14 protein-coding genes are annotated in these 12925 nt (G+C 63.5%); 11 read left to right on the top strand and 3 right to left on the bottom strand.

Annotation, left to right across the window (positions count from 1 at the left end):
- The first annotated feature begins 28 nt into the window (after positions 1 to 28).
- The 3 genes from F8R15_RS17420 to F8R15_RS17430 are packed head-to-tail and all read left to right on the top strand — an operon-like array spanning position 29 to position 2822.
- Positions 29 to 1069 (top strand): TRAP transporter substrate-binding protein, encoded by a 1041-nt coding sequence (locus F8R15_RS17420; protein WP_253732726.1) that lies wholly within the window; start codon positions 29 to 31, stop codon positions 1067 to 1069.
- The gene (locus F8R15_RS17425; protein ID WP_134331280.1) at positions 1066 to 1512 is read left to right on the top strand and encodes a TRAP transporter small permease; all 447 of its coding nucleotides are present in this window, start codon (positions 1066 to 1068) and stop codon (positions 1510 to 1512) included. The genes F8R15_RS17420 and F8R15_RS17425 overlap by 4 nt, the downstream gene beginning before the upstream one ends.
- Positions 1509 to 2822: a TRAP transporter large permease gene (locus F8R15_RS17430; RefSeq protein WP_152845423.1), complete on the top strand. Its 1314-nt coding sequence runs from the start codon at positions 1509 to 1511 to the stop codon at positions 2820 to 2822. Before F8R15_RS17425 ends, F8R15_RS17430 begins: the two co-directional genes overlap by 4 nt.
- A gap of 16 nt (positions 2823 to 2838) precedes the next feature.
- Here the strand turns inward: F8R15_RS17430 and F8R15_RS17435 are convergent, their stop codons facing one another.
- On the bottom strand, positions 2839 to 3297 hold the full coding sequence (locus tag F8R15_RS17435) for a MarR family winged helix-turn-helix transcriptional regulator (RefSeq protein WP_078521164.1): 459 nt from the start codon (positions 3295 to 3297) through the stop codon (positions 2839 to 2841).
- Between the two features lie 61 nt (positions 3298 to 3358).
- On the bottom strand, positions 3359 to 3841 hold the full coding sequence (gene hpaR, locus F8R15_RS17440; RefSeq protein ID WP_152845424.1) for a homoprotocatechuate degradation operon regulator HpaR: 483 nt from the start codon (positions 3839 to 3841) through the stop codon (positions 3359 to 3361).
- 104 nt (positions 3842 to 3945) lie between these two features.
- Here hpaR and F8R15_RS17445 point away from each other — a divergent pair, with 104 nt between their 5' ends.
- The 7 genes from F8R15_RS17445 to F8R15_RS17475 all read left to right on the top strand — a co-directional run bounded on the left by F8R15_RS17445 (position 3946) and on the right by F8R15_RS17475 (position 10902).
- Positions 3946 to 4344, top strand: a complete 399-nt coding sequence (locus F8R15_RS17445) for a 5-carboxymethyl-2-hydroxymuconate Delta-isomerase (protein ID WP_368731089.1) — start codon at positions 3946 to 3948, stop codon at positions 4342 to 4344.
- Positions 4344 to 5852 (top strand): 5-carboxymethyl-2-hydroxymuconate semialdehyde dehydrogenase, encoded by a 1509-nt coding sequence (gene hpaE, locus F8R15_RS17450; RefSeq protein WP_152845425.1) that lies wholly within the window; start codon positions 4344 to 4346, stop codon positions 5850 to 5852. The genes F8R15_RS17445 and hpaE overlap by 1 nt, the downstream gene beginning before the upstream one ends.
- A gap of 54 nt (positions 5853 to 5906) precedes the next feature.
- Positions 5907 to 6887, top strand: coding sequence for a 3,4-dihydroxyphenylacetate 2,3-dioxygenase (hpaD, locus tag F8R15_RS17455; protein ID WP_078521156.1), 981 nt, complete (start codon positions 5907 to 5909; stop codon positions 6885 to 6887).
- Between the two features lie 38 nt (positions 6888 to 6925).
- On the top strand, positions 6926 to 8338 hold the full coding sequence (locus F8R15_RS17460) for a pyridoxal-dependent decarboxylase (RefSeq protein WP_152845426.1): 1413 nt from the start codon (positions 6926 to 6928) through the stop codon (positions 8336 to 8338).
- Positions 8335 to 9216: a fumarylacetoacetate hydrolase family protein gene (locus tag F8R15_RS17465; RefSeq protein ID WP_152845427.1), complete on the top strand. Its 882-nt coding sequence runs from the start codon at positions 8335 to 8337 to the stop codon at positions 9214 to 9216. The genes F8R15_RS17460 and F8R15_RS17465 overlap by 4 nt, the downstream gene beginning before the upstream one ends.
- Complete coding sequence (locus F8R15_RS17470; RefSeq protein ID WP_216644146.1) at positions 9213 to 10010, top strand: 2-oxo-hepta-3-ene-1,7-dioic acid hydratase; 798 nt, start codon at positions 9213 to 9215, stop codon at positions 10008 to 10010. Before F8R15_RS17465 ends, F8R15_RS17470 begins: the two co-directional genes overlap by 4 nt.
- A gap of 142 nt (positions 10011 to 10152) precedes the next feature.
- On the top strand, positions 10153 to 10902 hold the full coding sequence (locus F8R15_RS17475; RefSeq protein ID WP_134331288.1) for an HpcH/HpaI aldolase/citrate lyase family protein: 750 nt from the start codon (positions 10153 to 10155) through the stop codon (positions 10900 to 10902).
- Positions 10903 to 10966: 64 nt separating this feature from the next.
- Here the strand turns inward: F8R15_RS17475 and F8R15_RS17480 are convergent, their stop codons facing one another.
- Positions 10967 to 11422, bottom strand: coding sequence for an Lrp/AsnC family transcriptional regulator (locus F8R15_RS17480; RefSeq protein ID WP_078521651.1), 456 nt, complete (start codon positions 11420 to 11422; stop codon positions 10967 to 10969).
- A gap of 133 nt (positions 11423 to 11555) precedes the next feature.
- Between F8R15_RS17480 and hppD the strand changes: the two genes are divergently transcribed.
- Positions 11556 to 12650 (top strand): 4-hydroxyphenylpyruvate dioxygenase, encoded by a 1095-nt coding sequence (gene hppD / locus F8R15_RS17485; RefSeq protein ID WP_078521147.1) that lies wholly within the window; start codon positions 11556 to 11558, stop codon positions 12648 to 12650.
- Positions 12651 to 12925: the final 275 nt, after the last annotated feature.

Consider the following 12925-nt stretch of genomic DNA (forward strand, 5'->3'; position numbering starts at 1 on the left):
CGAGGCTTCGTCATCAGGGGAGGAAAAAATGACGACCAAACTGACCAGACGTTCGATGCTCGGCACCGCGGCGCTTGCCGGGGCCAGCCTTGCGCTCCCGGCAATTCCGGCGCGCGCCGAAGGGGTGGATCTCGTACTTTCCAGCTGGCTCCCGCCGCGCCACCCGATCGTGGTGGATGCGATCAAGCCCTGGGCGAAGGATATCGAGGCTGCGACCGAAGGCCGTGTGCGCATCCGCGTCCTCGCCAAGCCGCTGGGCTCGCCGCCTGCGCATTTCGACATGGCGCGCGACGGTGTGGCCGACATCACCTACGGTCTGCACAGCTTCACGCAGGACGACCGCTTCAAGAACTCGCGCGTTGGTCAGTTCAGCTTCCTCGGAAATGACGCCGTGTCGATGTCGGAAGCCTTCTGGACGGTCTACACCGAGAAGCTCGGTGCCAAGGAGGAGCATGCCGGCACGCACCTGCTGGGCCTGTTCAACCACGGACCCGGAATGATCCACAACGACAAGCGCCCGATCAACAAGATCGAAGACCTGCAGGGTCTGAAGATGCGTGTGCCGGGCGGCTACATCGCCGATCTGATGAGCCATTTCGGGGTCGAGACGATCTTCACCCCCTCGGGCGAGGTCTATGAGAAGCTCTCGCGCGGCGTCGTCGATGGGGTCACTTTCCCCTATGACGCGATCGCCTCGTTCAACCTCGCGGATTATCTGAAATACACCACGACGATCCCGGGTGGCATCTACAACACCACGTGGTTCCTCGTGATGAATTCCGGCAAGTGGGATTCGATCTCCCCGGCCGATCAGGAGGCGATCAACAAGCTTTCGGGTCTCGCCTTCGCGTCCCGCGTCGGCAAGGCGTGGAACGGTGCGGATGAGCGCGGCAAGAAGGCCGCGGCCGATGGCGGCATGGTCGCCGAGACCGCGCCGCAGGGCGTGCTCGACGCGATCAAGGAGCAGGCCGCCGTCCTCGAAGGGCAGTGGGCCGATAGCCTGGGCGGTGACTATGACGGGCGCGCGGCGCTGGAAGAGTTCCGCAAGCAGACCGGCGTGTCCGCATGATTGCACGCGCCCGCTTCGTTCTCGAGGCGATCGCGGCCGGGTTGGTGACGGGGTTGATCCTCGTCACCTGCGTCGACGTGGTCGGCCGCTACCTGTTCAATAATCCGCTGACCGGCGCCTATGAGATCACGCAGGTCTTGTTGGGCGCGCTGGTCTTTGTGGCGATGCCGCTGACCACGGGCAAAGGCGGCCATGTCGAGGTGGACCTGCTGATGCCGCTTCTGCCCACGGCGGTCCGCCGGGCGCTGGGGCGGATTGGCGGCGTGGTGGCAGCCCTCGTCATGGGCTATTTCGCGTGGCGCCTCGTGATCCTGGCCGAGGATCAGTTCCACACCCAGCTCGCAACCTCGGGCCTTGGAATCAAACTGTGGTATTTCGGCGTGATCGGCATCGTCAGCTTTGCCGCCTCCGCCGTGGTCGCCCTGCTCCGGAGACCGGAATGACAATTTCTCTGATTGCCTTTGCCATTCTTCTGTCCCTCGTCTTTCTGCGCGTGCCGATCGCCTTCGCGATGGCGCTTGTCGGCGGCGCAGGGTTCGCGTGGATGCGCGGGGCAGATGCCGCAGGCTCGATGGTCGGCAGCGCCGTCTTCGAGACCGGGATGAACTACTCGCTCTCCGTCGTGCCGCTCTTCATCTTCATGGGCAACGTGCTTGCCGGGTCCGGCATCGCCAGCGGACTATTCACCGGTGCCGACCGGGTGTTCGGGCGGATGCGCGGCGGTCTCGCGATGGCCACGATCCTCAGCTGCGGCGGTTTCTCGGCGGTTTGCGGCTCGTCTCTGGCGACGGCGGCCACGATGTCGAAGGTCGCGATGCCCTCGATGCGCCGCTTCGGCTACCATGACTCGATCGCCACGGGCGCAATTGCCGCGGGCGGCACGCTGGGCATTCTGATCCCGCCCTCGGTCATCATGATCATCTTCGGCCTGCTGACCGAAAGCGACATCGGCAAGCTGTTCATCGCGGGGATCATTCCCGGTGTTCTGGGCATCGGCCTGTATCTCGTCTCCGTCATGGTCGCAGTGCGGCTGAACCCGAAACTCGCCCCCGAGGTGCGGGAGCCCCTGCCGATGAAGCGCACCGATTTCATCGGCGTACTCGCGACCTTGGCGCTGTTCGTCTTCATCATGGTCGGGATTTATGGCGGCTTCTTTACGCCGATCGAGGCTGCGGGCATGGGGGCTGCGGCTGCTGTGGTGATCGCAGCGGCTGTGGGCGGGCTGAAGATGCGCGCGCTCTGGGAGGCGCTGAAGGATGCCGCGATCGCCTCTGCGATGATCTTCGCGATCATAATCGGGGCCGAGATCTTCGGGAATTTCGTCACGTTTGCCGGCCTGCCCGACGCGCTGGCCGATATCGTTTACAACCTGGGCCTTGGCGGCTTCGAGGTGATCATCATCATCGTGCTGATCTATATGCTACTCGGCATGGTGCTCGAGAGCCTGTCGATGATCCTGCTGACGGTGCCGATCTTCTATCCGCTGATTTACCAGCTCGATTTCGGCTCGGGCGTGCTCGCCAATCCCGATAACGCTCTGATCTGGTTTGCAGTGATCGTGGTGGTGGCGACGGAGATCTCCTTGATCACCCCGCCAGTTGGCATGAACGTCTTCGTGCTGCGCTCGGTTTTGCCCGATGTGCCGCTGATGACGATGTTCCGCGGTATCTTGTGGTTTTGGGTCGCCGATATCGTGCGCATCGTGCTGATCATCGCCTTCCCGGCGATTTCGCTCTGGCTGGTCGGGCCCTGACGGGCCCGGCTGCTGGTCAGGTCTCGGCGCTCTCGTTACGGGTTTCGATATCGAGAGCGAGCGAGTCGATCAGGCTGTTGACCCCGTATTCGAGGGCGACCTGCGCTTCGGGGGGCATCGCCGACAGCATCGCCTTCGCGCGCGCGTTCACCTTTGGTCGCGCTTCGGCATAGAGGGCGCGGCCCTCCGGCGTGCATTCGTACTCCCGCAGTCGTCTGTCGCTGTCGGGCACGAACCGTTCGATCAGCCCCCGCGCTTCAAGCCGGGTCGCCGCACGGCTCACCTGCACCTTGTCGAGCGTGGTGCGCCGCGCGATGTCGAGCGAGCTGATCCGACCGACCCCGTCCAGGATCGACATGAGCCGCCATTCCTCGCGCGTCAGGCCATATTCGCGCGAGTAGACATCCTGCAGACGACGGGAGAAGGCTTCTGCCGCAACGGCCAGACGGTAGGGAAAGAACTCTTCGAGCTTCATGCAGTCTCCGATTTACACACCCAACCCTACGACCGTTTCGTTCGCAATGAAATGACTTATCTCACGCGCGATCGTCATGCTCCAGGGCAGCGACGAAGGCCTCGAGCTCGTCGAGAAGCCGGGTGATCCGCTCTGCGCCGATTTCGGCCTCGAGCTTGGCATAGATTTCGGCGCTTTGGGGCGAGACGTCGCGGAGGAAGGCGGTTCCAGCCTCGCTCAGCCCGATGCTGGCGCGCCTGCGGTCTTCGCCATCGCGGCGGATTTCGATCAGTCCACGGGTCTCGAGCGCGCGCAACATGCGCGTCAGCGAAGGGGCGAGCACGCAGGCACGTTCGGCAAGCATCGAAGCATCGAGCGGCCCGCTTTCGCGCAGCACTCGCAACACGCGCCATTGCTGCTCGGTCACGTCATGCGCGTTGAGCATCGGGCGGAAACGCTCCATCACCAATTCCCGCGCCCGCAGCAGGGCGATCGGCAAGGAGCGACGCGGGGCGTTCAACTCGAACCCGTCCGGCCGCTGTCGGGGGGCGCTGTCTTGGGTCATCGAAACCTCGTTCCTGTCAGGTGGCGGGCAAAATCGGAGGGTTTGGGGCAGTTGACAAGTCTCGATAAACTTAACATGTTAATGAAAGTCACGGGAGGAGAATCGTGCCGCATCTCAAGATCGAATATTCCGCAGGGCTGGCGGAGCGCGTCGATATTTCGGCGGTCTGCCATGCACTGCATGCCGCGATGGTCGAATGTGGTCTCTTCCCGGTGGCCGGAATTCGGGTGCGCGCCTTTCGCGCCGATCATGCGATCGTGGCCGACGGGCTGCCGGAAAACGATTTCGCCGCGCTGACGCTTTCGGTGGGGGCGGGGCGCGACACGGCGACCTTGCGCGCGGGGGGCGATGCGATTTTTGCCGCCGCCCAGACCGCGCTTGCCGGTCCGCTGGCCACCGAACATTTCGCGCTCTCGCTCGAAATCCGGGTGATCGACCCGGAGCTGAGCTGGAAGCAGACACCGATTCACGCCCGCCTGTCGGGCCAAGCCAAGGGTAAGTGATGACCGATCTGACGGAAAACCTGCGCCGCGCCGAAGGCTATATCGCGCATTTCGCGCAAACCGGCGTGCGCAATCACATCGGAGGTGGAAGTGTCGAGGCCGCATCCGGTGCCACGTTCGACACGCTCTCGCCCGTCGATCTGAAGCCGCTGGCAAAGGTCGCGAAAGGCGGAGCCGAGGATATCGACCGCGCGGTCGCCGCCGCGAAAGAGGCGTTCAAGACCTGGAACAAGATGCCCGGAGCGGACCGCCGCAAAATCCTGATCAAAGTCGCCGAGGCGATCGAGGCGAATGCCGAGCGCATCGCCTTCACCGAATGCCTCGACACCGGACAGGCGCTGCGCTTCATGTCGAAAGCGGCGCTGCGCGGGGCGGCCAATTTCCGGTTCTTTGCGGACAAGGCGCCGGCGGCCGAGGATGGTCAGGCTCTGCGCAACGCGACGCAGATGAACGTGACCTCGCGCCGTCCGATCGGCCCCGTGGGCGTCATCACCCCGTGGAACACGCCTTTCATGCTGTCCACCTGGAAGATCGCCCCGGCGCTGGCGGCGGGTTGCACGGTGGTGCATAAGCCCGCCGAATTCTCGCCGATGACCGCAAAGCTGCTGGTCGAGATCGCCGAAGAGGCGGGGCTGCCGAAAGGGGTGCTGAATCTCGTGAACGGCTATGGTGAGGATGCGGGCAAGCGGCTGACCGAACATCCCGACATCAAGGCGATTGCCTTTGTGGGCGAAAGCCGCACCGGTTCGATGATCATGGCGCAGGGGGCGGCGACGCTGAAGCGCGTGCATTTCGAACTCGGCGGGAAGAACCCCGTGATCGTGTTTGACGATGCCGATATCGACCGCGCCGTCGATGCGGCGAGCTTCATGATCTACTCGCTCAACGGCGAACGCTGCACCTCGTCTTCGCGGCTTCTCGTGCAGGAGAGCATTTACGACGAGGTCTGCAAACGCGTCGCCAAGATGGCGGCGAATATCAAGGTCGGCCATCCGCTCGATCCGGAAACGGTGGTGGGTCCGCTGATCCATCCCGAGCACGAGGCCAAGGTGCTGTCTTATTTCGAGACCGCCCTCAAGGAAGGCGCGACGATCGCGACCGGCGGCGAGAAGGTCGGCGACCAGGGCTGTTACGTCGCGCCCACGCTGTTCACGCAGGCCCGCAACGATATGACCATCGCGCAGGAAGAAATCTTCGGCCCGGTGCTGACCGCGATCCCCTTCGCCGACGAAGACGAAGCGCTCGCCTTGGCCAATGGCGTCGATTACGGGCTGGCCGCCTATCTGTGGACCGCCGATCTGGACCGCGCGATGCGGATGACCGACGCGCTCGAGGCGGGCATGATCTGGGTGAATTCGGAAAACGTGCGCCATCTGCCCAGCCCGTTCGGCGGCGTGAAGGCCAGCGGGATCGGCCGCGATGGCGGTGACTGGTCCTTCGATTTCTACATGGAGACGGTCAACGTTTCCTTCCCGCGTCAGGCGCATCGCGTGCCGCGCCTCGGCTAACGACAGCGGGCGGTCGGAGGAGGCCGCCCCGATCTTTCCTCAAGGGAGCGAGACATGCCCATTCCGGCCCCGAACCTGTATCCGCCGTTCAATATCATCCGCCTCAGCCATGTCGTCTTCGGCGTGACCGATCTGGCCGCCAGCCGCGCCTTCTATGTCGATACGCTGGGGCTTCAAGTCACCGACGAAGATGACCGTCATATCTTCCTACGTGCGATGGAAGAGCGCGGGCATCACTCGGTCGTTCTGGTCAAGACGCCCGAGGCCAATGTGCGCTCGCTCGCCTTCAAGCTCTTCGACGAGGGCGAACTGGACAAGGCGCATGACTGGTTCAAGTCCGAGGGGCATTCGGTCGAATGGGTCGAGCGTCCCTATCAGGGTCGCACCCTGCGCACCCATGACTGTTTCGGGATGCCCATCGAGTTCTATTTCCAGATGGATCGACTGGAGCCGATCCACCAGAAATACGCGCTCTATCACGGCGTGAAGCCGCTTCGGATCGACCATTTCAATTGCTTTGCCAGCGATGTCGATAAGGCGGTCGAGTTCTACAATCGCATCGGCTTCCGCGTCACCGAATATACCGAGGATGAAGAGAGCGGACGGCTTTGGGCGGCATGGACCCATCGCAAGGGCGGCGTGCATGACATCGCCTTCACGAACGGGCTTGGTCCGCGGTTGCATCACACCGCGTTCTGGGTGCCGACGCCGCTCAACATCATCGATCTGCTCGATCTGATGTCGACCACCGGCTATGTCGCCAATATCGAGCGCGGACCGGGCCGTCACGGCATTTCGAACGCGTTCTTCCTGTATATCCTCGATCCCGATGGTCACCGGATCGAGATCTACTGCTCGGATTATCAGACCGTGGATCCCGATCTCGAGGCGATCCGCTGGGACCTGAAGGACCCGCAGCGCCAGACGCTGTGGGGGGCACCCGCTCCGCGCTCGTGGTTCGAGCATGGCTCGCTGTTCCAAGATGTCGAGCCGATCGCCAGCGACATGAAGGCCACTCCGATCATCGCGCCGTGAGCGGGTCCCCGCACGCAAGCCCTTGCAGGAGAAACAGGATGGATGTTCAGGACTTCGAGACATGGTCGCAGCGCGCGGCGTCATGGGGCGTGAAATATCGCGAAACACTCGATGCCCGCCCGGTACGTGCGCGCACGGCACCCGGCGAGATCTACCGCGCGATCCCGCCCAAGCCGCCCGAAACCGGCTGCGAAATGGAGCGGATCTTTGACGAGTTCGAGAGCCTGATCGAGCCCGGAATGACCCATTGGCAGCATCCGCGCTTCTTCGCTTACTTCCCCAGTAATGCCGCCCCCGTTTCGGTGGTGGCGGAATATCTGGTCACCGCTATGGCCGCGCAATGCATGCTCTGGCAGACCTCTCCGGCGGCGACCGAGCTGGAAACCCGGATGATGGAGTGGCTGCGCGACGGGCTGGGGCTGCCCGAAGCGTTCTCGGGCGTCATTCAGGACAGCGCCTCGTCCGCGACGCTGGCGGCGGTCTTGATGATGCGTGAGCGTGCGCTGGACTGGCAGGGCAATCGCGCGGGGCTCAGCCAAGCGCCGCGCTTGCGGATTTACTGCTCGGATCAGGTGCATTCCTCGATTGACCGGGCGATCTGGATCGCGGGGATCGGTCAGGACAACCTTGTGAAACTGCCCGCCGATCCGCGCAGCGGCGCGCTCCCGCCCGACGCGCTGGAGGCGGCGATCCGCGCGGATCTTGCGGCCGGGTATCAGCCCGCTGGGGTAATCGGCTGCGTGGGGGCGACCAGCACCGGGGCATGCGACGATATCGGAGCACTGGTGGCGGTCGCGCATGCCCATGATCTGTTGATCCATGTCGATGCAGCCTGGGCCGGTTCTGCAATGATCTGTCCCGAGTTCCGCACGCTTTGGGCCGGGGTCGAAGGTGCGGATTCTGTCGTCTTCAATCCGCATAAGTGGCTGGGCGCGTCCTTCGACTGCTCGGCCCATTTCATTCGCGACCCCGAGATGCTGGTGCGCACGCTGGCGATCCAGCCCGAGTATCTCAAGACCCATGGCCGCGATGGGATCGTCAACTATTCCGAATGGTCCGTTCCGCTGGGACGCCGTTTCCGCGCGCTCAAGCTGTGGTTCCTGCTGCGCTTTCACGGGCTTGAGGGGCTGCGCGCGATGATCCGCGATCACGTTCGCTGGGCGGGGATGTTGCATGATCGGCTGGCTGCGACCCCGGGCGTTGAGATCGTGACCACCCCGGTGCTGTCGCTGTTCTCGTTTCGCCGGACGGGAGCATCGGATGACGACACGATCTCGCATGTGAGCGCGATCAATGATGACGGGCGCATCTATCTCACCCAAACGCGGGTCGGCAACCGGATTGCGATCCGCTTTCAGGCCGGGTCCTTTGCGATGCGCGAATCCGATATCGACATCGCCTATCGCGCCATTCTCGACGGGCTGGGACTTTCACAGGAGGGACTGTCATGACTCTGGCACTGCCGCGCATCGCGGCGTTTCGCACCGGTGGCACGGATCGCTACGGCGTGGTGCAGGATGACGGCATCGTGGACCTCACCCCGGAGTTCGGCGCGCGGTTCGCGACCCTTCAGCAGGTCGTAGAGGCCGGCGCGCTGGAAGAGGTGATCGCGGCGGCGGAGGGCCGCGCGCCTGAATATCGCACCGACGAGGTCGAGTTCCTGATCCCGATGGCAGCCCCGGAAAAGCTGATCTGTATCGGGGTGAACTTTCCCGACCGTAACGCCGAATACAAAGACGGGCAGGCCGCGCCGCCTTATCCGTCGATGTTCATCCGCTTCCCGCGCAGTTTCACCGGGCATGGCCAGCCGCTGATCCGTCCGCCGGAAAGCCCGCAGCTCGATTACGAGGGCGAGGTAGTGATCGTGATCGGAAAGGCGGGTCGCCGGATCGCGAAGGAAGACGCCTACGATCACATCGCCGCGCTGACCCTGTGCAACGAGGGCACGATCCGCGACTGGGTACGCCATGCGAAATTCAACGTGACCCAGGGCAAGAACTGGGACCGCTCGGGCGCGATGGGCCCGTGGCTGGTGCCGTTCCGCGAGGCCGCGCAACTGGACGACATCGAGCTGACCACCCGCGTCAATGGCGAGATCCGGCAAAAAGACCGCACAGGCCGGATGATCTTCGATTTCCGCTATATCGTGAATTACGTATCCACATTCACGACGCTGGTGCCGGGCGACGTGATCGTGTGCGGCACGCCAACCGGGGCAGGGGCGCGGTTCGATCCTCCGATCTGGCTGCAACCGGGCGACGTGATCGAAGTCGAGGCCGAAGGCATCGGCCTGCTGCGCAACACCGTTGCTGATGAGCCGACATGCTGAGCCCCAATCAGATCGCACAGGCCGCCGACGAGTTGCTGGCCGCCGAAGAAGCGCGCAAACAGATCGGGCTGCTGAGCCTGCGCCATCCCGGCATGACGCTGGACGACGCCTATGCGATTCAGTCGGCGCAGATGGTGCGCAAGCTGGCGGCGGGACGTTCGATCCTTGGCTGGAAGATCGGGCTGACCTCGAAGGTGATGCAGGCCGCGCTCAAGATCGACACTCCGGATTCTGGCGTGCTCTATGATGATATGCTGTTTTCCAGCGGGACGACGGTGCCTGCCGGGCGTTACATCCAGCCGCGGGTCGAGGCCGAGATCGCCTTCGTGATGAAAGCGCCGCTCGATGCCACCGCCGATCGCGCGGCGGTGCTGGCCGCGACCGATTACGTGGCCCCGTCGCTGGAGATCCTCGACACCCGCATTCTGCGCGCCGATCCCGCGACCGGGCAGGCGCGTGTGATCGTCGATACCGTATCGGACAATGCGGCGAATGCGGGGCTCGTGCTGGGCGGGGCGCGTCACGATCCATCTCAGGTCGATCTGCGCTGGGCCGGAGCGATCCTGCGCAAGGATGGCGAGGTCGAGACGACCGGGCTCGGCGCGGCGGTGTTGGACGATCCAGTGAAGGGGCTTGTCTGGCTGGCGCGGCGAATGGGCCAATACGGCCAGCGGATCGAGGCGGGGCAGGTGATCCTGTCGGGGTCGTTCATCGCACCGATCGAGTGCCCCCCGGGGACCCGGATCGAGGCCGAGTTCGGCGCTTTCGGGGATGTGTCCATCGCCTTCGATTGAGGCGGCAGGCCATGCAAGCCCGGCGGAATGCTGTTCGCGAGGTGCGATCGGCGTTCGTTTCGAATAAGCTCAAGCAACCTTTTTAGGACGGCCCCGCGCATCCGTTCCGCGGGTGCCGAGGTCAACAAGGAAGAAAATCACGATGGTCGATCTGCCAAGAAATTCGTTCAAAGCGGCGCTGAAAGCCTTCGGGGTCCAGCGTGGCTGTTGGTGCACGATGAGCGACCCCCTCGCCACCGAGCTGATCGCTGGCTGCGGTTACGACTGGATGATGTTCGACACCGAGCATTCGGCGCTCGATGCGCGCAGTGTCTTGCCGCTGTTGCAGGCGGTGGCTCCTTATCCTGTTTCGCCGATCGTGCGGCCCGGATCCCTCGACGCGGCGGAGATCAAGAAAATACTCGACCTCGGCGCGCAGACGATCCTCGTGCCGATGGTGCACGATGCAGAGATGGCACGCGCGGCGGTGGCGGCGGTCGAATATCCGCCGCAGGGCATGCGTGGGGTTTCCGGCATGAACCGCGCCACGCGCTTCGCCAAGATTCCCGGTTACCACAAGATCGCCCGGGAAGAGATCTGTCTCGTCGTGCAGATCGAGAGTGTCGAGGGGCTCTCCAATCTCGAGGAGATCGCCGCCGTGCCCGGGGTGGATGGGGTTTTCGTCGGGCCTGCGGATCTGGCGGCCTCGCTTGGGCATCCGGGCGAGCCTTCGCACCCCGAGACCACTGCGGCGGTGCTCGATGCGATCGCGCGCATCCGCGCCGCGGGCCTGCCGCCGGGCATCCTGACCACCGACGATGAGGTCTATCAGCGGGCGCTCGAGGCCGGTGCCGTCTTCGTCTCACGTGACATCGACCTGATCGCCCTGCGCAAGGGGCTCACTCTCGGCTGACGGCGCGTGCGGACGGGCCCGAGATCACGTGTAATGACATGACGTTCCAGAGTGCGCTCCGCAATCAGATCGGCAATGGCGCATCCTGCTTGAACTGATGCATGACGATCTGGCTCTGCACCCGCGCGACGGTGGGGTGGGCCAGAAGCACGTCGTGGATCAGCCGGTGCAGCGCCGCCAGATCCGCGCAATAGACCCGCAGCAGATAATCGGCCTCCCCGGTAAGGGTCCAGGCCGAGGTTATCTCGGGCTGCAAGGAGACGAGGCGCGAGAATTGCTGCGCGGGCTCTGCCCCGTGGCGCAGCATCTGCACCTGCACGAAGGCCTGAACCGCAAGCCCAAGCCGCGCCGCGTCGAGCCGCGCGCCATAGCCGCGGATCAGCCCCTCGGCCTCGAGCCGCTGCCGCCTGCGTCCCACCTGACTTGGTGACAGGTTCAGTCGCTCGCTCAAATCCTGCGAGGTCAGCTGTGCATTCTGCTGCAATTCCGCGAGCAGGCGTTTGTCGATATCGTCGATCATGCGGGAAGTTTGCGCCCTTTTGTAAGAAGGTGCAATATTCCCGCAAATCTTAGGGATTGTATGCGCGACTTCGCGCGGAACGAGCATTCGCGCTGGGCTATCCTCTTCGCAGCGCAAACAGGAGGAGAGACCCATGGGACCGTTCCCGCACGATGCCCCGCAATCGACCATCACCGAGGAGAACCCCGCCGGCACGGACGGGTTCGAATTCGTCGAGTTCGCCCATCCCGATCCGCAAGAGCTGCGCGATCTCTTCGCGAAGATGGGCTACGAGCATGTCGCCAACCACAAATCCAAGCCGGTCGAGCTTTGGCAGCAGGGCGACATCACCTACGTTCTCAACGCTGACTCCGACAGTTTCGCGGCGCGTTTCGTGGAGGAGCACGGGCCCTGCGCACCCTCGATGGCGTGGCGCGTCGTCGATGCGCAGCACGCCTTCGATCACGCGGTGAAGAACGGCGCGGAGCCATATGAAGGGACCGACAAGACAGTCGACTGGCCCGCGATCAAGGGGATCGGCGGCAGCCTGATCTATTTCACCGACCAGTATTACGACACCTCACCCTATAACGCGGAATTCGACTGGCTGAAGACGTCGAAGCCGAAAGGCGTGGGCTTCTATTACCTCGACCACCTGACCCACAATGTCTTCAAGGGCAACATGGACAAGTGGTTCAACTTCTATGGCGATCTGTTCAATTTCCGCGAGATCCGGTTCTTCGATATCGAGGGGAAATATTCCGGTCTCTATTCCCGGGCGCTGACCTCGCCCTGCGGGCGCATCCGCATCCCGATCAACGAGGATCGCGGCGAGACCGGGCAGATCGTCTCCTATCTCAAGAAATACAAGGGCGAGGGCATCCAGCACATCGCCGTGGGCGCACGCGACATCTACGAGGCGACCGACGCGATCGCCGATCGCGGCATCCGCTTCATGCCGGCCCCGCCCGAGACCTATTACGAGCTCAGCCATGACCGCGTGACCGGGCATGAGGAGCCGGTCGAGCGAATGAAGAAGCACGGTATCCTGATCGACGGCGAAGGCGTCCTTGGCGGCGGCGAGACCAAGATCCTGCTGCAGATCTTCTCGAAGACTGTGATCGGGCCGATCTTCTTCGAATTCATCCAGCGTAAGGGTGATGACGGGTTCGGCGAGGGCAACTTCAAGGCGCTCTTCGAGTCGATCGAGCGCGAGCAGATCGAAAGCGGCGAACTCGTCGTGGAATGATCTTCTGAGCGAAGAATTCGGGTCAGGTAGGTGCCTGGCCCGAGCTCCCTATCGCGGCCACAAAATACAAAGCCCCGAGTACTCTGTGGTTTATCTATGGCACGCCAAGCTAGCCGTTGGGGGCTCTGCCTGGCTCTGTTGCACAAATCCCGTGAAGGGATTCATGTTGTGAATCCAGCGTGGTAGCTGGCTGTCATGAGCAGACCGACGCCCCCGACCTACAAGACCAGGAACTGGCCATCCTACAATGAAGCGCTCAAGCGCCGTGGCTCACT

Source organism: Thioclava sp. JE_KL1 (assembly GCF_009296265.1).
Taxonomy (GTDB): Bacteria; Pseudomonadota; Alphaproteobacteria; order Rhodobacterales; family Rhodobacteraceae; genus Thioclava.